Annotated in this window: 17 protein-coding genes; 16 read left to right on the top strand and 1 reads right to left on the bottom strand. The window is 51.0% G+C overall.

Translation table 11 applies throughout. The annotated features are described in order from the left end of the window. The first annotated feature begins 73 nt into the window (after positions 1 to 73). The 5 genes from hrcA to MKZ07_RS15345 all read left to right on the top strand — a co-directional run bounded on the left by hrcA (position 74) and on the right by MKZ07_RS15345 (position 6,439). Positions 74 to 1,105 carry a heat-inducible transcriptional repressor HrcA gene (hrcA, locus tag MKZ07_RS15370; RefSeq protein ID WP_341026410.1) on the top strand — a complete coding sequence of 344 codons (1,032 nt, stop codon included), beginning with the start codon at positions 74 to 76 and terminating at the stop codon, positions 1,103 to 1,105. Between the two features lie 48 nt (positions 1,106 to 1,153). After that, positions 1,154 to 1,741 (top strand): nucleotide exchange factor GrpE, encoded by a 588-nt coding sequence (gene grpE / locus MKZ07_RS15365; protein ID WP_341026409.1) that lies wholly within the window; start codon positions 1,154 to 1,156, stop codon positions 1,739 to 1,741. A gap of 108 nt (positions 1,742 to 1,849) precedes the next feature. Then, positions 1,850 to 3,697, top strand: coding sequence for a molecular chaperone DnaK (gene dnaK / locus MKZ07_RS15360; RefSeq protein WP_036690442.1), 1,848 nt, complete (start codon positions 1,850 to 1,852; stop codon positions 3,695 to 3,697). Between the two features lie 118 nt (positions 3,698 to 3,815). Then, a complete protein-coding gene (dnaJ, locus tag MKZ07_RS15355) occupies positions 3,816 to 4,943 on the top strand; it encodes a molecular chaperone DnaJ (RefSeq protein ID WP_036690440.1) in 1,128 nt (375 codons plus the stop codon). A 162-nt stretch (positions 4,944 to 5,105) separates the two neighbouring features. Next, positions 5,106 to 6,439, top strand: a protein-coding gene (locus MKZ07_RS15345) for an IS3 family transposase (RefSeq protein ID WP_442792484.1) whose coding sequence is annotated in 2 segments (ribosomal slippage) — positions 5,106 to 5,487 and positions 5,487 to 6,439 — 1,335 coding nt in all. Because the reading frame shifts where the segments join, the coding sequence is not laid out codon by codon here. A gap of 407 nt (positions 6,440 to 6,846) precedes the next feature. On the opposite strand, the gene MKZ07_RS15340 is transcribed toward MKZ07_RS15345, so the two are convergent. After that, entirely contained in the window at positions 6,847 to 10,917 is a 4,071-nt protein-coding gene (locus MKZ07_RS15340; protein ID WP_341026407.1) for a S8 family serine peptidase, read from the bottom strand. Positions 10,918 to 11,590: 673 nt separating this feature from the next. Here MKZ07_RS15340 and MKZ07_RS15335 point away from each other — a divergent pair. From MKZ07_RS15335 to mtaB, 11 genes are all read left to right on the top strand, one after another. Then, entirely contained in the window at positions 11,591 to 11,950 is a 360-nt protein-coding gene (locus MKZ07_RS15335; RefSeq protein ID WP_036700522.1) for a hypothetical protein, read from the top strand. A gap of 42 nt (positions 11,951 to 11,992) precedes the next feature. Further along, positions 11,993 to 12,172, top strand: a complete 180-nt coding sequence (locus MKZ07_RS15330) for a YfhD family protein (RefSeq protein ID WP_076154204.1) — start codon at positions 11,993 to 11,995, stop codon at positions 12,170 to 12,172. A 122-nt stretch (positions 12,173 to 12,294) separates the two neighbouring features. After that, positions 12,295 to 12,654 carry a hypothetical protein gene (locus MKZ07_RS15325; protein WP_036700525.1) on the top strand — a complete coding sequence of 120 codons (360 nt, stop codon included), beginning with the start codon at positions 12,295 to 12,297 and terminating at the stop codon, positions 12,652 to 12,654. Between the two features lie 111 nt (positions 12,655 to 12,765). Then, entirely contained in the window at positions 12,766 to 13,677 is a 912-nt protein-coding gene (locus tag MKZ07_RS15320) for a methyl-accepting chemotaxis protein (RefSeq protein WP_036700527.1), read from the top strand. 187 nt (positions 13,678 to 13,864) lie between these two features. Further along, positions 13,865 to 14,422: an RNA polymerase sigma factor gene (locus MKZ07_RS15315; protein ID WP_036700529.1), complete on the top strand. Its 558-nt coding sequence runs from the start codon at positions 13,865 to 13,867 to the stop codon at positions 14,420 to 14,422. Next, the gene (locus MKZ07_RS15310; protein WP_036700531.1) at positions 14,382 to 16,046 is read left to right on the top strand and encodes a DUF4179 domain-containing protein; all 1,665 of its coding nucleotides are present in this window, start codon (positions 14,382 to 14,384) and stop codon (positions 16,044 to 16,046) included. The genes MKZ07_RS15315 and MKZ07_RS15310 overlap by 41 nt, the downstream gene beginning before the upstream one ends. Before the next feature lie 110 nt (positions 16,047 to 16,156). Further along, positions 16,157 to 16,738 (top strand): DNA-3-methyladenine glycosylase I, encoded by a 582-nt coding sequence (locus tag MKZ07_RS15305; RefSeq protein WP_036700533.1) that lies wholly within the window; start codon positions 16,157 to 16,159, stop codon positions 16,736 to 16,738. 227 nt (positions 16,739 to 16,965) lie between these two features. Next, complete coding sequence (prmA, locus tag MKZ07_RS15300) at positions 16,966 to 18,024, top strand: 50S ribosomal protein L11 methyltransferase (RefSeq protein ID WP_036700536.1); 1,059 nt, start codon at positions 16,966 to 16,968, stop codon at positions 18,022 to 18,024. A gap of 2 nt (positions 18,025 to 18,026) precedes the next feature. Continuing rightward, on the top strand, positions 18,027 to 18,710 hold the full coding sequence (locus MKZ07_RS15295) for a site-2 protease family protein (RefSeq protein WP_036700539.1): 684 nt from the start codon (positions 18,027 to 18,029) through the stop codon (positions 18,708 to 18,710). A 163-nt stretch (positions 18,711 to 18,873) separates the two neighbouring features. Then, positions 18,874 to 19,638 carry an RsmE family RNA methyltransferase gene (locus MKZ07_RS15290; protein ID WP_036700541.1) on the top strand — a complete coding sequence of 255 codons (765 nt, stop codon included), beginning with the start codon at positions 18,874 to 18,876 and terminating at the stop codon, positions 19,636 to 19,638. A gap of 3 nt (positions 19,639 to 19,641) precedes the next feature. Beyond that, positions 19,642 to 20,976 carry a tRNA (N(6)-L-threonylcarbamoyladenosine(37)-C(2))-methylthiotransferase MtaB gene (mtaB, locus tag MKZ07_RS15285; RefSeq protein ID WP_036700544.1) on the top strand — a complete coding sequence of 445 codons (1,335 nt, stop codon included), beginning with the start codon at positions 19,642 to 19,644 and terminating at the stop codon, positions 20,974 to 20,976. Positions 20,977 to 21,103: the final 127 nt, after the last annotated feature.

The following is a 21,103-nucleotide window of genomic DNA, read 5'->3' as shown; positions in this document are numbered from 1 at the left end:
TGTATTAGTGGTTAGCACTCATCTCACTAGAGTGCTAACGAATCGGAGCCACAGCCGGGTAGGAGGGAATGACATGTTAACTGAACGCCAGAGAATGATACTGAATGCCATTGTCGATGACTATATTTCTTCTGCTGAGCCGGTGGGCTCACGCAGTATCTCGAAACGCGGGGATGTGGGCTACAGTCCAGCCACGATCCGCAACGAAATGGCCGATCTGGAGGATCTGGGTTATCTGGAGCAACCTCATACGTCGGCAGGGAGAATCCCGTCCCATAAGGGCTACCGCTATTATGTGGATCATCTGGTACCGTGGAATTCCGCCGAAACGGCCGAACTGGGCACGATCCGCGCTTTTTTCGCCGAGAAGCTGAATGCTACAGAGCAGGTTATCCAACATGCGGCAATGGTCCTGTCCAATATGACGAATTATACTTCCATCCTGTTGGGACCGGAAGTTTTTCATACTTCATTGCGCCATTTCCAGCTGCTTCCGCTCGATGACAAGACCGCTGTGGCGATTATCGTTACCAGCACAGGGCAGGTAGAGAACCGAACCGTGAGTCTTCCTCCGGAGATATCTGTGTCCGAGATGGAGAAGGTCGTGAATCTGCTGAATAGCAAGCTGGTCAATGTACCGCTCTACAAGCTGAAGAGTCAGCTCTATTCCGAGCTGGGCGAAGAAATGCAGCGCCACATCTCCCATTATGAAGAATTAATGCAGGTGCTGGATAAGGCGCTTGAGAGCGACCAAGATCAGCGGATTTACTTAAGCGGAGCCACGAATATGCTGACCCAGCCGGAGTTCAAGGACGTCGACAAGGTGAAGACGATTCTCGATCTGCTGGAGGAGACGCCCACGCTGCTCAAAATGCTCACCCCGGCCAGCAGCGGAGCAGGAATGCAGGTGCGTATCGGTACAGAGAATAAGCATGAGGCTTTTGCCAACTGCAGTCTGATTACCGCCACCTATTCCCTGGACGGCAAGCCGCTGGGGAGCATCGGTATCCTGGGTCCTACCCGTATGGAGTACGCACGTGTAATGGGTATTCTGGGGATTTTGTCCCGGGATTTGACAGCGATGCTGGCACACTGGTATAAGTGAACAGAGTATACTAGTCCATGTGAATGATATTAAGGAGGTGAAGACAACTTGAAAGAGGAAGAGGTTCAGGAAATGAATGAGAAGAATGATCCCTCGGTGAATGAGAATCACGCGACTGAAGAGGCTGATACCACAGCAGATAGCGGTTCATTCACGGCTGAAGAGGCCGGCGAGGCGGCTTCAGGCAATGAGGAATACAGAAAGCTGCAGGAGCTGGCAGATGAGCATCAGGCGCGCACCTTGCGTGTGCAGGCTGATTTCGATAACTTCCGCCGCCGGACCCAGAAAGAAAAGGAAGAGCTGGCACAGTACGCAACGTCTAAGCTTGTAACCGAACTGCTTCCGGTAATGGATAACTTCGAACGCGCACTGGCGACACCTGCAGCAGGTGCAGACGCTGAAGCGTTCATCAAAGGCGTGAATATGATTTTCCGTCAGCTGGAGGGAGTCCTTAAGTCTGAAGGGCTTACAGCTATGGAAGTGGTAGGACAGCCTTTTAACCCTGAATATCATCAGGCGATCATGCAGGTGGAGAGCGAGGAGCACGAGGAAGGCATCGTGACGGAGGAGGTCCAGAAGGGCTATCTCCTGAAGGATAAGGTTCTTCGTCCGGCCATGGTCAAAGTCAGCATGTAGTTCTGTTCTATATAAGATAAGCGGGTAGAGCTTGTGAAATTAATTTCCACAATAATATAAATGGATGAAGCCCCGGGCTTCACATTATTTCTGAGGAGGCACATTACAGTGAGTAAAGTTATCGGTATTGACTTAGGAACCACGAACTCTTGCGTTGCGGTTATGGAAGGCGGCGAAGCCGTCGTTATCCCGAATCCGGAAGGCGCGCGTACAACCCCATCGGTTGTAGGCTTCAAGAAAGACGGCGAGCGCATCGTCGGTGAAACGGCAAAACGCCAGGCCATTACGAACCCGGACCGTACGATCGCTTCGATCAAACGCCACATGGGTACAGGCCACAAAGAAAGCATTGACGGCAAGGACTATTCTGCACAGGAAATCTCGGCAATGATTCTTCAGAAGCTGAAATCCGATGCTGAAGCTTATCTGGGCCAGACGGTAACCCAAGCGGTTATTACAGTTCCTGCTTATTTCAATGACAGCCAGCGTCAGGCTACCAAGGATGCAGGTAAAATTGCCGGCCTTGAAGTGCTGCGTATCGTCAATGAGCCAACAGCAGCTGCTCTTGCTTACGGTCTGGAGAAATCCGAAGATCACACCATCCTGGTCTATGACCTTGGCGGCGGTACTTTCGACGTATCCATCCTTGAGCTGGGCGACGGCTTCTTTGAAGTAAAGGCCACCAGCGGTGACAACCGTCTGGGCGGAGATGATTTTGACCAACTGGTTATGGATTATCTCGTAGCTGAATTCAAGAAAGAGCAAGGCATTGATCTGAGCAAGGACAAAGCGGCGGTTCAACGTCTGAAAGATGCTGCGGAAAAAGCGAAGAAAGAGCTGTCCGGCGTACTCACAACTACAGTATCGCTTCCGTTCATCACGGTAGTTGACGGAGTGCCTCAGCACTTGGAGATCAACCTGACCCGTGCCAAGTTCGACGAATTGACTGCAAGTCTGGTTGAGCGCACACTGGGACCTACCCGTCAAGCGCTGAAGGATGCTGGTATGACGCCTGCGGACCTGAACAGAATCGTACTGGTCGGCGGATCGACTCGTATTCCTGCCGTACAGGATGCGATTAAGAAGCTTACAGGCAAAGATCCGCACAAAGGTGTTAACCCGGATGAAGTAGTAGCCCTGGGTGCTGCTGTTCAAGCGGGCGTACTGACTGGTGATGTAAAAGACGTAGTCTTGCTCGACGTAACTCCGCTGTCCCTCGGTATTGAAACTGCAGGCGGCGTGTTCACGAAGATGATTGAGCGCAACACTACGATCCCTACAAGCAAATCGCAGGTGTTCTCGACCTTCGCAGACAGCCAGCCTAGCGTGGAAATCCACGTATTGCAGGGTGAACGCGAGATGGCGAACGGCAACAAGACGCTGGGACGCTTCATGCTGAACGAGATTCCACCGGCACCGCGCGGCGTACCGCAGATCGAAGTTACCTTCGACATCGATGCCAACGGTATCGTTAATGTCTCTGCTACAGATAAAGGTACCAACAAGAGCCAGAAGATCACCATTACTTCTTCCAGCGGTCTGAGTGACGCAGAAGTGGAACAGATGATGAAGGATGCTGAGCTGCACGCTGAGGAAGACCGCAAGCGTAAAGAACTGGTTGAAGCCAAGAACGGTGCTGACCAGCTCGTATACTCCACAGATAAAGTAATCAAGGATCTGGGCGACAAGGTCGATGCTTCCGAGATCGACAAAGCCAATGAAGCCAAGGATAAGGTGAAGGCTGCACTTGAAACCGACAACCTGGAAGAAATTACTGCCGCTACAGAGGCGCTGAATGAGATTGTACAGCAGTTGTCCGTGAAGCTGTATGAGCAGGCTGCACAGGAACAGCAGGGTGCTGAAGCGGGTCAGGATGCTTCTGAAGGCAATGCCAAGAAGGATAATGTGGTAGATGCGGATTACGAAGTGGTTGACGATGAGAAGAATCAAGGGTAACCTTAGACGATAAGTTCTAATGTGGTGAGAGGGAAGGTCAAGACCGGGGCATCCCGTGTTTTGGCTTTCCTTTTACCATGTATATAGGGGAAATTAACGATGTACGGAGGTGAAAGCAGTGGCAGATAAACGTGATTATTATGAGGTTCTGGGCCTCGGAAGAGATGCTTCAGAAGACGAAGTGAAGAAGGCTTACCGCAAGCTTGCGCGCCAATACCATCCCGATGTGAATAAGGCCAGTGATGCTGAGGCTAAGTTCAAAGAGGTTAAAGAAGCCTACGATGTCCTGAGTGACGGGCAACAACGGGCGCGGTATGACCAATATGGGCATATTGACCCTAATCAGGGAATGGGCGGCGGCTTTGGCGGCGGTGGCGGAGATTTCGGCGGTCTTGGTGATATCTTCGATATGTTCTTCGGCGGCGGCGGTGGACGGCGTGATCCGAATGCACCACAGCGCGGCGGCGACTTGCAGTATACGATGACCATTGAGTTCAAGGAAGCGGTGTTCGGCAAAGAGACCGATATTACCATTCCGCGCACGGAGACCTGCGATACCTGCTTTGGCTCCGGAGCCAAGCCCGGTACGAAGCCTGAGACCTGTTCCGTCTGCCATGGCAGCGGGCAGCAGGAATTCGTACAGAATACACCGCTTGGACAGATGCGTAACCGCCGTCCCTGCTCCCATTGCAGCGGCACAGGCAAAATCATTAAAGAAAAATGCACCACCTGCGCAGGCCAGGGTAAGGTGAAGAGACAGCGCAAGATCCATGTGCGTATCCCTGCCGGTGTCGATGACGGCGCACAGCTGCGCATGACCGGTGAAGGCGAAGGCGGCACACGCGGCGGCCCGGCCGGAGATCTGTACATTGTAATCCGTGTGAAGAATCATGATTTCTTCGAGCGCGAGAACAACGATATTATGTGCGAGGTTCCCTTGACGTTCGCTCAGGCTGCGCTTGGTGACGAGATTGAGATCCCAACGCTGACCGAGAAGGTGAAGCTCAAGATCCCGGCAGGCACCCAGACCGGCACCTTCTTCCGCCTCAAAGGCAAAGGGGTTCCGCACCTTCGCGGCAACGGCGTCGGTGATCAGCATGTCCGCGTTATCGTCGTTACGCCTAGCAAGCTCAGCGATGAGCAGAAGGACCTGCTCCGCCAGTTCGCCTCCCACAACGGAGAGAACACGCATGAGCAGGAGCAGTCTTTCTTCGACCGCGTGAAGCGGGCGTTCCGGGGAGACTGAACTTTTAGGTAATGTGAAATATGAATGGAAGAGCTTGTAAAATAACGCCCCATCTCCATTAGTTGAACTGTGACCCACAAGAAAGACACTTTGAAAAAAGTGACCATCTTGTGGGTCTTTTGTGTTTTAATCAGAATATTGGAAAAGGAGCGGGATAAGGCTGTGGGAAACTTAAATCGAACCCTATTTACGGAAGATATCATCAGAAGATTAGAGAAGAATCCAAATGTTCAGCGAGTATCCGAGACGAATATTTCGTATACTGCTGAGTTTAAGTTGGCGGCAGTGAAGGCCTACAACGAGGGGACACCCCCGTCAGAAATATTTCTTAGGGCGGGCTTTGACCTGGATCTCATCGGTTCTAAAAAACCAAAGCATAGTTTGAAACGCTGGAGAGATAGCTTTGCTAAATATGGTGAACTGGGACTACTGGAAGAACGGCGTGGCAAAGGCAGCGCTGGGCGAAAGCCTGCAAGTCCCTTGTCTGCTGACGAAGAACTGAAGCGCGCAAAGGCGAAGATCAAATTACTAGAAGCTGAGGTCGACTTTCTAAAAAAGCTCGAAGCGCTCGAACGGAACAAAGGAAGACCTTAACACCTTCGGAGCGCTACGAGATCATTTATTACACCCTGAGAGCCCATGGACTCAGCCGCATGACGCGTTATTTCTGTGAAGTCGCCGCCGTGAGCACCAGTGGCTATTACAGATGGCTGGGCTCCGAGCAAAGACGCCAACTTCGTACAGCCGACGACGAACGTGACCTTGTTCTTATTAAGCAACACTTCGACGCATTACAAGGAAGAGCTGGCGCTTTGGTGATTAAGATGCGTTTGGAGCACCTCAGCGGGGTCACCATGAACCACAAGAAGATTCGCCGATTAATGCGTAAGTTTAACCTTGTCGCGGCCATACGGCAAGCTAACCCGTACCGTAAGATGGCAAAGGCTACGCAGGAGCATCAGACCTGTGCAAACTTACTGAAACGCCAATTTGACCAGAACGAGCCGGAGAAAGTCTTTCTAACCGATATCACGTATCTGCGGTACGGAAACGGACAGTGGGCTTATCTTTCGTGCATAAAAGATGGAGCAACGAGACAAATTCTTGCCGACTGTGTAGCAGGGACACTAGAGTTACCACTCGTTGAAAAGACGATTCGGCGCCTGCTGGAACGGCTGGATGGAAACCTTCATCCAGAAGCCATTTTCCACTCCGATCAGGGCATGCACTACACGCATCCTAAAACTCGTCTTCTCATTGAGCAGGCAGGTTTTCAACAGTCCATGTCCCGTAAAGGGAACTGTTGGGATAATGCATCGATGGAGTCATTCTTTGGGCATATGAAAGATGAAATGAGCGTTCGAGATTGTCAGAATCTTACGGAAGTCAGGGCTCGTGTTTCGGAATATATTGCCTACTATAACTCCGAGCGATACCAATGGACATTAAAAAAGATGACTCCTGACGAATTCAGGAGTCATCTCCTAGCGAGCTAGCTCTAGGGTGTTTCTTTTAAACCGTCCTCAAATCGGGTCACAGTTCAAGTGGAGGCGGGGCGCTGTTTTTTGTTGGTTGTTAATTGTATTAATGATTCTATTGTATTTGCAACAACAGAAAGCTTCTAAAATTCACCAAAAAGAGAATCTGTTGTATATCATACAGTAAAAATTCTCCGAATGTGCATTTTCAAGCGGAAATCAAAGAATCAAATGTATAAAATACAACAGAATATCTATTAGGATGAATTAAAGGGGAATCTAATGTAGTAAATGCAATCAGAGGTAGTGTACGGTTATGTCAGCAGCGTCTGTTCAAGTGCTCAAACGGTTCTTAACCAAACAAATAAAGGCTGTCCCGAGTAGTCAAGTAATGACTACTGGGACAGCCTCTTAAGTTTAGTCTACTACTGAATCAAACCGCTCTTGCTCAGCAATTCATAGAGTGCAGCGGCTGCTGTCTCACGGGTTGCCGGAGCTGTTGGATTGAAGGCAATTCCTGATTCGCTGGCGAAGACGCCGGCTTTGGTCAGGGCTAGCAGACTGTCCTTGGCGTAAGGGGCTACCTTAGCGCTGTCGGAGTAAGTTGTGAACGAAGGATTAGCAACAGCCTTCAGCTCAGTGCCTGTCAGTTTCACTGCTCTGTCCAGAATGACAGCGAGCTCTTGGCGGGTTACTTTTTGCGTAGGTGCAAACTTGCCGCCTCCGATACCCAGAATCAGACCGGCCTTGGAAGCTGCGGCGACATCCTTAGCGTACCAGTCCGTTGATTTCACATCGGAGAAGGTTACGCTGGCATCGGTACGCAGACCCAGTGCACGGGTCAAGAGGGCTGTGAACTCGGCGCGGGTCAGGTTGCTCTGCGGTGCAAAAGTAGTTGCCGAAGTTCCTTGGATAATCAGCTTGTCAGCCAGTGTCTGGATGGCAACAGCTGATTTGGAATTAGCGATGTCTGTGAAGGCTGCTGCCGGTTTGCTGACTGCTGCATACACGGAGAAGCCTGGACGGCTTACGGTCACAAGGGTTGTTCCATCGGCTTGTGGTGTGAAGACCGAAGCAACCGGAGTCACCAATCCGTCTTTTTCAAACAGCACACCAGCAGTCTTCGATTCAATCTTGCCTGGTACAGTGAAGGTGCGCTTGATGAACACGTTGGTTGGAACATTCAAGTAAGTGCTGCCTGTAGCTGTAGTCCATGAAGCTTCATAAGATACCGGGGTTCCAATGATCTTGGCACCCGGAGTACCTGCAATCAGCTTGCCGGCTGCATCCGGCTCTTGCTTGATTACTAGCTTCAAGCTCTGGCCCGCAGGGGAAGCCGCAAGTAAGGATACAGGCAGAGATACAGCAGATCCGGCAATATTTACAATAACGGTGCTGCCTGCTGGCATACCTGCGAGTAATTTCAACTGCTCTGCGGTCAGGCTCAGTTCAGCAGACTTATCAGCGATACTGCTGACGGAGATGACAACGGCTGTCTTGGCAGCAGCTGCTTTGGCCAGAGCGGCCTTCAGATCGCTGTCGCTGACGGTTACTGTCGTTACACCATCCTTCGATGCAGTTAGAGGTGTTACCGTTACCTGTTGAACCCCTTCTTCAACAAGGGACTTCACAGGAGCTGGAACTACTACAGGTGTTGGCGTTACTACTGTGCCGCCACCTCCACCACCGCCGCCACCATTGTTTCCACTGCCAGAGACAGTAATAAAGCGGAATGAGGTGTAGGTGCTGTAGTAAGAATCCTTATTATAATCAATTTTGATCGGAGTCTTGGTGTTATCTTTGGCTTTGATTCCAAGAATCTCAAGCTTGTAGACCCCATCGGTCAGGCTGGCAACTGCCGGGTTGCCGCTAGCATCCAGGATTGGATCACCATTATGGTCATATGGGTGATAGGTGGATGATATCACCGTACTATAGTTGCCAGGCTCGAAGAACTTATCCGGCGCACCGGTCGTGGATACTTGGAAAGAGCCCTTCTTGATATCATCAAGCCCAATCAGATTAACTTCATAGTAGTTAATATCTTCAGCCTTCAATTTGTAGTTCAATACTGCACTTGAATTAGTGTAGACAATCGGTTGGCTCAGTGCAGCTTCCTGAATGCCTGTGCCCCAATCAGGTTGTCCGGTTGTCTTATCTACATTGATTGCAAAAGGCAAGTGAAGTGTTGGCTGCCCGTCTGCTTTCAGTACGATATTACCTTGCAGCATTTGTGGCTCAGTATCAGCAGCAACGGTGACCTTCAGGTTGAACGTGGAGGCACCTTTCGCGGCTGCAGTTACCGATGATTTGTCGAGAGCCGCAGATACCTTAGGATCACCATAGTTCCATTCTACGGAAGCGGAATAGGTGAGCGTGCTATCACTCATATTCTTCAATTGCAGGACTTTCGTAGCTTCAGAACCTGGAAGTAATGTGCCAAAGCTTGTGGATGGATTGTAGTTGATTACGTTCTGAGGCACAAAGTTCTTGTCCAGAATGGAGATAGGTTCAAACGCCTGCAGCAGTGCGGGAGTGTTAATTGCATCTTCTACATTGGCGCGTCCTGGACCTTGACGATAAAGATCTTGTGGTTGGCCGTTAACCTTTAGACCTACTGCGGTATTGGCTAGTGCCGCACGGATATCGAATGGTGTATAGTCCGGATGGGCTTGTTTAATAAGCAAAGACAAACCTGCAACATGAGGTGTAGCCATGCTGGTGCCGCTAATACGGTTGTATGCTTTGGAATAATCTGTTTTCGGATGACCTTTGCCATAAGCTGGCCATGTAGACAAGACTCCGTCACCAGGAGCAACAATGTCCGGCTTGATGCTTAGATTACCATCAAAGTTCGGTCCTAACGATGAGAAATTACTCATTGTATCACCAGTTGTCATTTCATGTTTATATTCTGAACCAAAGGTGAAATATGTTGGATTATCACCATTTGCCAGAATTGCTCTGGCTAACTTGCGTCCCTTGGAGCCTTCGATGTCAAATGTAGGTATACTTTGGTAACTATTACCTAGATTCACGCCAATGAAACCATTACGATCTTTGTAGTCTTCGTCTAGAATAGCTTGAAACTCATCGTCCACTTCCTCGGCATTTCCGTTGAAAATTACGATTGCTCTAGCTTTACGCTCTTTGGCATTCGCAATTTTATCTGCAAAGCCCAGTTCACCACGTGATACCAATACGATGGAACCGCTGATGTCTTCAGCAGGGTAATCTTCTTTCGCTCCAAGATCAGCGTACACAACACGTACTGGTTTAGTACCAATGATAGTGGCAAAATCATCATTTGCCAGCTCATACGCCATCATATGGAATGGAAAGTAGGTATCGTAAGTAACAGAAGTTACTGAGTTTGCAATTTCCGCCTTGAATTCGCCGGAGTAAGCGTCAATAGGGCTGGTCACTGAACCTACTGAAATGGCCAATTGGGAAGCAGCTGGAGAACCCATTGAGAAATATTGGCCATTTTCCCCGTTATTCCCATTTGCAATGACAGCAGTCACTCCAGAGAGAACCGCATTATTAATCGCAATGGAATCCGGAGAGTTGACATCCTTCTCGGAATCGGAGCCGAGCGACAGGTTGATGACATCCATTTTGTCCTTCACCGCACGTTCAATCCCATCAATGACTTGAGCGGAAGATCCGGAGGAGGTGTCCGGTTTATCAATATTGCGCCCCAATACTTTATAGACGTACAGTTTTGCTCCCGGAGCTACGCCCTTTTGAGCAACATCGCCTGTTGCTGCATACTGACCAATGATGGTTCCGGCTACATGCGTACCGTGGTAAGTTCCTGCATACCCTACACCATATTCTTTATCTTCCCCCGGAGTCAGCGGTACTTCTTCATAGGGATCATTGTCCTGATAGAAGGAGTCATATCCGCCCTTATAAGCCGCAGCAATATCCGGATGCGTGTAGTCAACACCGGTGTCGATTACACCGACTTTCAGTCCGGTCCCGTCGAAACCGTGGTCGGCTGCCCAATCGGCATGAATCTGCTTCAGGGGAGCATTGTCGTTTCTGTAAGTCACTTCGGTTACTGTCTGATCAGGGAGAGCATACCAGGTGCTGTTCGGATAAATGGAAGACACGCCGGAGATCTTCGCCAGCTCAGGGATTTTGTTAGCCGGAACGGTGACTTCAAAGCCGTTCAGAATTGTGTCGTACTTGTAATTGACAGTGAGGTCAATCTTCTTGGCTTCAGCCTTATCCAATACTTCTTCCTGCTGTCTATTTACCGCAGCTTCAGTCGCTGTATTGGCGAGCGCTGTAATTCCTTGTCTGGCAGCATATTTGCCGACGGCAGCAGGCTGGCCGCTGAGTTGAACGATAACCCGGACAAGATTTGAGGAGTTGGTGTTAATCTGTGGAGAAATATAAGGCTGATTCGCTGGAATCAAGGCTGGAAGATGATTGCCTGATACGGGGGTCTTCAAGCTGCTGGCGGCGAATGCCGCGCCTGGAATCATACTTGCAGCCACACCCAATGATAAAGTTAGTAATGATAGTTTACGAGGTAATTTTGTCCACTCCAAATGTAATCCCCTCCACAATATGATGTTGGTTCTGGCTTACATCTCTCCTGCTACAGACAGTAGGCGGATTCTCCTTTTCTATTAATCCGGTTTATTTCCGTCAAGATTACTAGGAAAAATATTAAGAAGATTTTACCACTGGTTATTTGTAAAATCCACACAAAATTTATAAGGTTTTGAGAATTATTTCGATTTCAGTGGAAAGTTATATGACATATTTATTATTGTGAATTTAAAAAGAATGAAAAAAGACAAAAAATTACAAAATATCAGATCAATAAACAATTTTCGTCATAAATACTGACATGAAATTAGGTAGTAAGAAGCTCTAAAAAATTAAAGAAAAGCAAAAAGAAACGGAGGGGGAATTTGGAACTGTAGGAGCGATAGCGTCCGCCTTTGTCTGCGGATTTCAACCATCAAAAAATTATAAAATCAAGAAATCTGCAGACAACAGCGGCCGGAGGTCCAAATGTTCACCGCAGCGACGACCAAGCTTCGAGTTCAAATCTTATATAGATGGAAAATGTATAAATTCCTGTCCGGAAATCCAAAATACCCAAGTAAGCTTGAACGCTGAATACCAGGCAGAAAGCAGGGAATTCCGATGTCTGAAAAAAGTATACTGGCCTACTTCAAAACCCCGGAAGAAGCGGAAGGGGTCTCGCGTAAGCTGCAGGCACTGCGCGCAGAGGAGATTTCGATTGACCGGTTCAGCAGGTTTGGGGGGAGCGGGCAGGAGCCGGGAGTGAATCCGGTTACCGGCAATTTGGCAAGCATGGATTCGATGACAGCAGTCAGTGACCATACGGGTATCTTAGCTGCGGCGCATACGAGCGGGAGCGGAATGAGCCACGGCGGGGATGGCGGACCGACAGGCAGAAATATTCTGCTGACGGTTATTGTCGATGCGTCTGTCCATGGTCAGGCGATGTCGCTGATTGAGGAAGCCGGCGGAATGATTTGAAGCTGAAGAATCAGATAATACATTGGAGGCTGATGGCAAGCTATGGACAGAGAGAACTCGAAAATCTTTTCCAAAACCGATAAAATGAAAATGCTCTATGAGGCGAAGGCCGAGGATGTTGAATTCTCAGCGGCTGAAGCAGATCAGGATGATATAGAGGCCATGGACCGTTCCCGGGAGGCGGACAAGCGGCAGCTGGGAGAGATCATGAAGAAGGAATAATTCAGTAAAGTCAAGAAGAGATGAACAGGCGAATTGTTGCTATCGATACCCTGCGTAAGTGGGGTATTTTTGTGTTGTGGCGTGTATAATGGAGTGATATGCGAAGCCGGGAGGATACATAAGTGGATACAGTGATAATGTGGGTGGGGCTGGCGCTGCTGGTGGCACTCTTAACCTTTCTGAACCAGAAACAGGTCTATTCCTCCAAAGTGAAACAAGCTTACCGGGGGTTACGAATGCTCGCTGATAAGGTCCAATCAGAGCAGTCGGAGGCGGCAGATCTTGGACGCTGGGAAGCTTCCATTGCCGAAATGGAAAAGCACCCCAATGAATTCAACAAGCTGGACAAGGAGATCGGCCTGCGCCAGGTCTTCGCCTTGTATCTGGAGCGGCATTATCCGCAGGATACTAGACTTCCAGAGCTGCGAGAAGCGGCTGCATACCGGAAGGACAGCGTATGGGGGATTAAGATAGGAAATTAAAAAAAACATATCATCCAAAAAGCCTGAACAGCCGTTAATAGGAGTATATAGAAATAAGAGAATATCGTCCGCATATCAGTTAAAAATTGAGATGTATAGGGAGCAGTCAACATGGAAAATCTAGCAGACCAGACAGTTACAGACGAACTGGTTGTCAAAGCTTTGGAAAAGAATCTCGCCATGATCCGGTTTGACCTGGACCGTCGTGTCGCCTATGTCAATGAGCTCTTTGCCCAGTCAGTGAAATACAAAACGGAGGATATGTACGGCATGCAGCACAGCCAGCTGTGCTTCCCTTCATTCGTGAACAGTCCGGATTATGAGTTGTTCTGGCAGAATTTAATGGCTGGCCGGAGCTTCCAGGACAAAATTGAACGGATGGACGCAGAGGGAAATTCGGTCTGGCTGGAAGCTACATATATGCCGGTGTTCGATGAGACAGATACCCATGTCATCGGCGTATCCAAGGTGGCCACCAACATTACGGAGAGACAGAATAACATGAGCCATGTCGTGGAGCTGATGCAGGGAATGGCGGATAGCCTTAATCAGCGTGCGGACAAAGGAATTGAGCGGAGTCAGGAGCTGCTGCTGAGTATTGACAGGATTGCCGAGGTGTCGAGCGAGAATACCGAAACCCTGCTAAGTCTGCAAAAGCAGGCGGCTGCGATCCGCGGCGTAGTGCAGACCATCCGTGATATTGCTTCCCAGACCCATCTGCTTGCCCTGAACGCAGCTATTGAGGCTGCACATGCCGGAGAATTCGGCCGGGGATTCGATGTGGTGGCCAAAGAGGTAAGAAAGCTGTCCGCGATGGTGCAGGATCAGATTACCGAAGTCCGGGACAGTGTCCAGGCCATTACAGAAGAGGTCGGGAGAATATCCATTGGACTGAACCAGGTGCAGGATAATGTGCAGCTCAGTCAGCAGCAGATTCAAGTGGCTCTGAATGAGTTCACGCTGATCGCAAGCTCTGCGCAGGAGCTGGACAACCAGGCACGCGAGGTTATGAACATTATCTAAGATGTGCTTACTCTGAAGTTGAGCATTTATTCCGTATAATCTATCGTAAGCAGTATGTAGCCTGTGTACACCAGGTGGACATGCTGCTTTTTTATTACATAGAGCTGGATATGCTGCAGAAATGAACCTTTTACCGCCCGGATTTGTTATAAGAAGCAGAACGAACAAGAAGGGAGGCCATGCTTAAGTGGATAACAAGGAATTATTCCAGACCTACAACAAGGAGGTATACCGCACCTGCTATTATATGGTGCATGATGCTGCCGATGCTGAGGATCTGTGTCAGGAGGTATTCATCACTCTCTTCCGCAGCGAGTGGCAAGGCATTGAATATCTGAAGGCCTGGATTATGAAGATCACCGTCAACACCTGCCTGAATCATCTGAAGCGCAGGAACAGCCTGCAGCAGAAGCTGAAGGCGCATCTCCATATGTTCAGGGAGAATCCGCAGCCGCTGGTAGACAAGCTGGTGGAGCAGAAGGAAACGAAGCTGGAATGGGCGGGATACATGTCCCGGCTCCCGGCGAAGATCAGGGTGGTGCTGACTCTGCGGTATATGCATGATTTCAGTCTGGAGGACATCCGCCGGATGCTGGACATCCCGCTGGGGACCGTGAAGTCCAGACAGCACAAGGGACTGCGTATGATGAAGAGGATTCTCGAAGAAGCGGGCGTTCAGCCCATAGCGAAGGAGGACGAAGAATATGGACAGAACCGAAGCGCAGTTAAAGCGTCGCTTAAATGAGGATCAGGAGCTGAATTACCCTGATTTCGAGCAAATGTGGGGCCGGATGGAGCAGGCCGGATATGCTTCCTCCAAGGGCGGCAGCCGTGCAGGAGCAAATAGCCCGGTCCGCCACCGTAACTGGCGAAAAATCACTGTCGCAGCCTCATTCAGCGTAGTACTGGTGGCTGTTCCTGTGTATGCCGCTGTGCAATATGACTGGGGGAATCTGCTGAACCATAGAAGCGGTGTTCAGGCTGCACTGTCCCAGAACCTGGGCCAGCCGCTGGGCCAGACGGTCACCAAGGATGGAGTAACCCTGACGCTGCATACGGCGCTCACCGATGAGAACCGGACAGTGATTCTGTACAGCCTGGATGTCGGTGGAGATAAGGGCAACGGAACGTGGAATGTGAACGGAATGTCCCTTAAGGATGCCAAAGGAAACGGCAATGACATGGAATCCAACTATCAGCAGTGGGATGAGAAGAACCAGCGGTACAACGGTTATTTCGAGACGGACTGGAGTCCGGACCAGGAGACAGTCAAAGTAAGCCTTAGCGCAAAAGGAATTCAGTCCTACTCCCAGCAGGAGGTGGACCTGAAGCTGGATACGGACTCGCCGGAGCGGCAGAGCTTCCCGGTTAACCGGGATGGACTGGAGTCCTTTGGCGTGCAGCCCTTTAAGGAAGGGAATGAGCGTCTGATGCTGTCCACAGACACTATTTTTTCCGATCCTGAAGCGAGAAGGCTGGCGTCCCCGCAAATTATGGCGTACCGGGATGGGCAGCTTGTTAAGAAATCTCAGGGAAGCGTAATGGGCAAACCGGGAGATAACGGAGAATATACTTCCCTTGAGTACTACAAGCCTGCTGATGTGCCGAAGGATGAAACCACGTATAAACTCAGTTACACCAAGCTTGAACGCAATATTGATGGTCCGTGGACGTTCGATTTCGAGCTGAGCAAGAAGCAAATGGCTGGTGCGACGATGAAGACAGCCCTGAATCTGCCACTGGAGGCCGGAGACTCGTTGAACATGATTGAGCAGATGGTGGTAACACCGACGCAGATCCGAGTGGCTGTGCGGAGTAATACGGAGCCGTTCCCTGATTTGCCGTATGTTAATTATACTCTTGAGGTGAATGGTCAGAAGCTGGATGGCGGATTATGGTATACAGGCTCTGAGGACCGTAAGCTGATGACACTGCGCTTCGAGCGGCCGGCAAATCTTGAGATTACCAAAGACACACCAATGACGCTTGAGGGGAAATATAAAGTTACAGTGCATGAGGATGACAAGGCGCCGCTTGAATTAAAGAACATCTCTGGCGAGAAGCAGACACTAATCCGGCAAACCGGCGGGTATCCGGTGCAGTGGACCTATTATATGCAGGGGGCAGACCTCTATGTGGAGACGAAGAGTGATGATCCGAATTTTGGCGGTGTGAATCAGACCTACATCGGTAAAGGCAAAGACCGGCTCATCAGCAGCATTGTAACCACTAAGTTCAGAGGAGACGGAAATAACCATAGTATTAATAAGTACAAGGATTTCAAGGGAAAAGAAGCTTCAATATATATGTTCTATTACACAACAAATGCACCGGACAAAGAGACACGGGTACAGCTGCAAGGACAATAGCAACATTATTTTACGGGAAGAACCTTGTGTTCTTCTCTTTTTTTCGTATACAGTTAATAGATACGGCTGATGTTTAGCCGAAGGATCATACGGCAGAGGAGAGAGGCACGGTGGATGTAAAGCGCTGCGATTGGGTGAACACGGACCCGGTATACATAGCTTATCATGATGAAGAGTGGGGCAAGCCGCTGGTTGATGGCCTGAAGCTGTTCGAGCTGCTGATGCTGGAGGGGATGCAGGCCGGGCTGAGCTGGTATACGGTTCTGAAGAAGCGGGAGGGCTTCCGCGAGGCTTTTGACGGCTTTGATCCGGAGAAGATCGTGCTGTATGGGGAGGACAAAGTCGAAGAGCTGATGCAAAATGCGGGAATTGTCCGCAACCGTCTGAAGATTAAGGGCGTGATTACCAATGCACAGGTGTATCAGCAGATCTGCCGCGAGGAAGAGGGCGGCTTTGCCGGTTATTTGTGGAGCTTCGTCGGCGGGACGCCGGTGGTGAATCACTGGAAGAACAGAGCCGAGGTTCCCGCGACGACCCCTCAGTCCGATCAGATGAGCAAGGCGCTCAAGCGCAAGGGGATGAAGTTCGTCGGCTCGACGATCTGTTACGCTTTTATGCAGGCGTCCGGGATGGTGGATGACCATGCGCTGGATTGTTTTTGCCGGACTCCCCCTGCTGCTATAGAGAGTTGAACGGCAGTTTGGCGCTGAACGGGTAAGAAATGCTATACTAGCTAAGATACGTTTGGAGGGAGATTATGCTCGCAAAACTTAAGTCTATGCTTCCGAAGTAAGTTTGTTCGAAGCAGAATCGAGAGAAGTAACGCTTACAAACTAAGTGTATGCTTTCGAAGCGAGTTTTGCGCGAAGAAAAGTCGGGTGCAGTAATGCTCGCAAAACTTTTAGGAGGATTCATTACCATGCTATGGCACGAATTGACGGTACATACAACGGAGGAAGCACAGGAGATGATCTCCAATCTGCTGGTTGAGGCCGGAGCGGGCGGAGTCTCTATTGAAGAATCCGGGACGCTGAATAAAACCCGGGATACACGTTACGGTGAATTATACGATGAACCGCTCAATGACATCCCTGAAGGGGAAGCGGTTATTAAAGGATATTATGCGGAATCGGTGGACATGGACGCGGTTGTGGCCGAGGTGGCTCCAAGGGTGGAAGAGCTGAGAGAGTTCGGCATCGACCCCGGGCTGGCACAGATCTCCTGGAAGACAGTGGATGAGGATGATTGGGCTCATGCCTGGAAGCAGTACTTCAAGCCACTGCGCGTCTCCCGGCGGCTGACCATTAAGCCGACATGGGAAGAATATACCCCGGCCTCTGCCGATGAGAAAATCATTGAGATTGACCCCGGTATGGCCTTCGGAACCGGGACGCATCCGACAACGGCGCTGTGCCTTCGCGCCCTTGAGAAGCATATTGTCAGCGGTGACGAGGTCATCGATGTAGGTACGGGCTCCGGCATCCTTTCTGTCGGAGCAATGCTGCTCGGTGCAGCCTCCGTCCTGGCGCTGGATCTGGACCCGGTCGCCGTGGAGAGTGCCCGCGAGAATGTGGCGCTGAACCGGCTGGAGTCAGCGGTCACCGTGAAGGAGAGTGACCTGCTCTCGCTGCTGGGCGGTGAGGGGGCGGCGGATACCGTAGCTGGAGAAATGTGGCCTTCAGCCCGGTCAAGCAATACGGCTAACCAAGAGGCCGTTCCTGTTGGTGCCCCGGCGGCAGACGGGCTGGGAGTGACTCTGCCGGTCCGGGTGGTCGTGGCGAATATTCTGGCCGAGATCATTGTGCTGTTCACGGACGATGTCTACCGTGCGCTTCAGCCGGAGGGGATCTATATTACCTCGGGGATTTATAAGGATAAAGAAGGGCTGGTCGCGGAAGCACTGAAGTCTTCCGGTTTCGAGATTTTAGAAGTAACCCGCGAAGAAGATTGGGTGGCGTTCACAGCCGGAAAGAGGTAGACATGGGTTCCCTGGATCAATTTTTAGTATATCCTTTACAGCAGCTTCCGTTTTTTCTGATTACGATTGTTATTGCGTTTACGGTGCATGAATTCGCCCACGCTTATTTTGCCAATAAATTTGGGGACCCTACAGCGCGCCTGCTGGGCCGTATGACCTTGAATCCGGCGGTGCACTTTGATCTCTTCGGTATCATTCTGCTGCTGATTGCGGGCTTCGGCTGGGCGCGTCCGGTTCCCGTGAACCGGGATAACTTCCGCCGTCCCCGCCTGATGGGTGTCATCGTCTCGGCCGCCGGGCCAGTCAGCAATCTGCTGCTGGGTATTCTGGGTGCGCTGATCTATGCGATTCTGCTGGGAACAGGGACAATGGATTCGATTAAGAACGACCAGGTGCTTCAGGCACTATACTGGTTCTTCGGGATGTTCATCCACTTCAACTTCTTCCTCTTCGTGTTCAACCTGATTCCGCTGCCGCCGCTGGACGGTTACCGGATCGTAGAAGATATCGCACCGCGTCCGATCCGGGGAAGACTTCAGCAGTATGAGCAGTATACGGTTTTCCTTTTTCTGCTGATTATCTTTATTCCGGGTCTGCGCGCCTATACGATAGAACCGCTTAGCTACTGGGCTAGCAGGACCGGCAATGATTTCGTCCGGCTGTTCCTGGGCATGTTCGGGGTCTGAGCAGAGCAGTATGGACAGGGACTGTTCAGTGCATGGCAAACGTTGTAGAATATAATGTGATTATTAAGTAGATGAATGATACGTGTGAAGCGGCGGCCGGGACCTGATTTGACGGGGACTACGCCGCTTTTACGCTGAATAACGGACAGGATGAGGATGAGAGATGCAGCGTTATTTCGTAACTCCGGCACAGTTCGGACAAGACAAGGTTAGCATTGACGGTGAAGACGCCCGCCATATTGCCAAGGTCATGCGCGGCAAGGCCGGGGATAAGCTGATCGTCAGCGACGGCGTGTCCCGTGAAGCACTGGCTGAGATCGCTGAAATTGAGATCGGCCTGGTCACCGTGAGCATACTGGAGCCTCTGGCCATGACTCATGAGCCGCGCATCCAGATTACCGTCGCCCAGAGCCTGCCCAAAGGGGACAAGCTGGAGACAGTCATTCAGAAATGCACGGAGATCGGGGCTGTAGCCTTCATGCCGTTCCTCTCAGAGCGGACCATCGTGCAGTACGATGAGCGCAAGGAGAGTAAGCGGGTAGAGCGCTGGCGCAAAATCTGCAAGGAGGCTGCTGAACAGGCGCACCGGAATATTGTTCCGCAGGTGCATTCACCGCTTAGCTGGAAGCAGCTGCTCCAGAGCTTCAGCGGCTATGATGCCGTCTATTTCTGCTATGAGAAGGAAGAGGGTCTCCAGCTTCGCAGCGCAGCCGCGCCATGGCTGGCATCGCTTCCGCAGGAGGCTGCGGCCAAGGTGCTGATCGTTGTAGGGCCAGAGGGCGGCTTCAGTATGGAGGAATGCCGGCTGGCTGAGGAGGCCGGAGCAGTCTCTGTCGGGCTGGGGCCGCGTATTCTGCGCTGTGAAACCGCAGGTATGGTTGCCGCCGCCTGCATTTTATATGAATCCGGAGAAATGGGAGGAGCTTAAATCATGCCATCTGTAGCTTTTTATACACTGGGCTGCAAAGTCAATTTCTATGATACCGAGGCCATCTGGCAGCTCTTTAAGAATGATGGATACGAGCAGGTAGATTTCGAGGGTTCTGCCGATGTCTATCTGATCAATACCTGTACGGTGACCAATACAGGCGACAAAAAAAGCCGGCAGATGATCCGCCGGGCGGTCCGCCGCAATCCTGACGCTATCGTAGCGGTTACCGGCTGCTACGCGCAGACCTCACCGGGAGAGATTCTCGATATTCCCGGCGTCGATCTGGTGATCGGCAACCAGGACCGGGAGCAGATCATGACGCATGTAAAGAATATTCAGGAGTCGCGCCAGCCGGTCAATGCGGTTCGCAACATTATGAAGACACGCGAGTTCGAGGAGATGGATGTGCCCGGGTTCGCTGACCGGACGCGGGCGTTCATGAAGATTCAGGATGGCTGCAACAACTTCTGCACCTTCTGCATCATTCCATGGTCGCGCGGCCTCTCGCGCAGCCGTGATCCGAAATCAATTGTCGCCCAAGCGCATCAGCTGGTGGAGGCCGGATACAAGGAATTCGTGCTTACCGGCATCCATACCGGCGGGTACGGGGATGATCTGGAGAACTACCGTCTCTCTGACCTGCTCTGGGAGCTGGATAAGGTGGACGGGCTGGAACGTGTCCGCATCAGCTCCATTGAAGCGAGCCAGATTGACGAGAAGCTGCTGGAGGTGCTGAACCGCAGCACCAAGATGTGCCGCCATCTGCATATTCCGCTCCAGGCGGGTCATAACGAGGTGCTGAAGGCGATGCGCCGGAAGTATACCACGGAAGAGTATTTTGCCAAAATGCAGCTGATCCGTCAGGCCATGCCGGATGTGGGGATCACAACCGATGTGATCGTCGGCTTCCCTGGTGAGACGGATGAGATGTTCCGGGTAGGCTATGACTTTATGAAGGCGGTCAACTATTCGGAGATGCATGTCTTCCCGTATTCCAAACGGACCGGAACCCCGGCTGCGCGGATGCTCAATCAGGTGGATGAGGAGATCAAAAATGCACGTGTGCAGGAGTTGATCGATCTCTCCGAAGAGATGCAATTGGCCTATGCCAAGCGCTTCGTGGGCCAGACACTGTCTGTCATTCCGGAGCGGGCCGCGAAAGGCTCGGCTGGACGGAGCGTCCAGCACGGCTTCAGCGACAACTATCTCCAGGTGCTGTTTGGCGGCGACGATTCGCTGCAGGGCGAGCTGTGCCAGGTGAAGGTAACCGAAGCCGGCGTGAATGAATGCCGGGGCGAGCTTGTTAGTGTTAGCCGGGCAGTGGCGACCCCCTGACCGGACAGACTGCTACAGGATGTCTTCTGTGCCTTCGGCGGCAGGAAGACATCCTTTTTTTCGTTATCCCGTGATTAGCTATTTAAATAGGACTTAAAAAAACAGATTGGGAAAAGTGGCGGAGGCA

It is taken from the genome of Paenibacillus sp. FSL P4-0338 (genome assembly GCF_038002365.1).
GTDB lineage: Bacteria > Bacillota > Bacilli > Paenibacillales > Paenibacillaceae > Paenibacillus_AQ.
The sequence above is the reverse complement of the archived record's forward strand: the minus strand, read 5'-3'. Positions and strand labels throughout refer to the sequence as shown.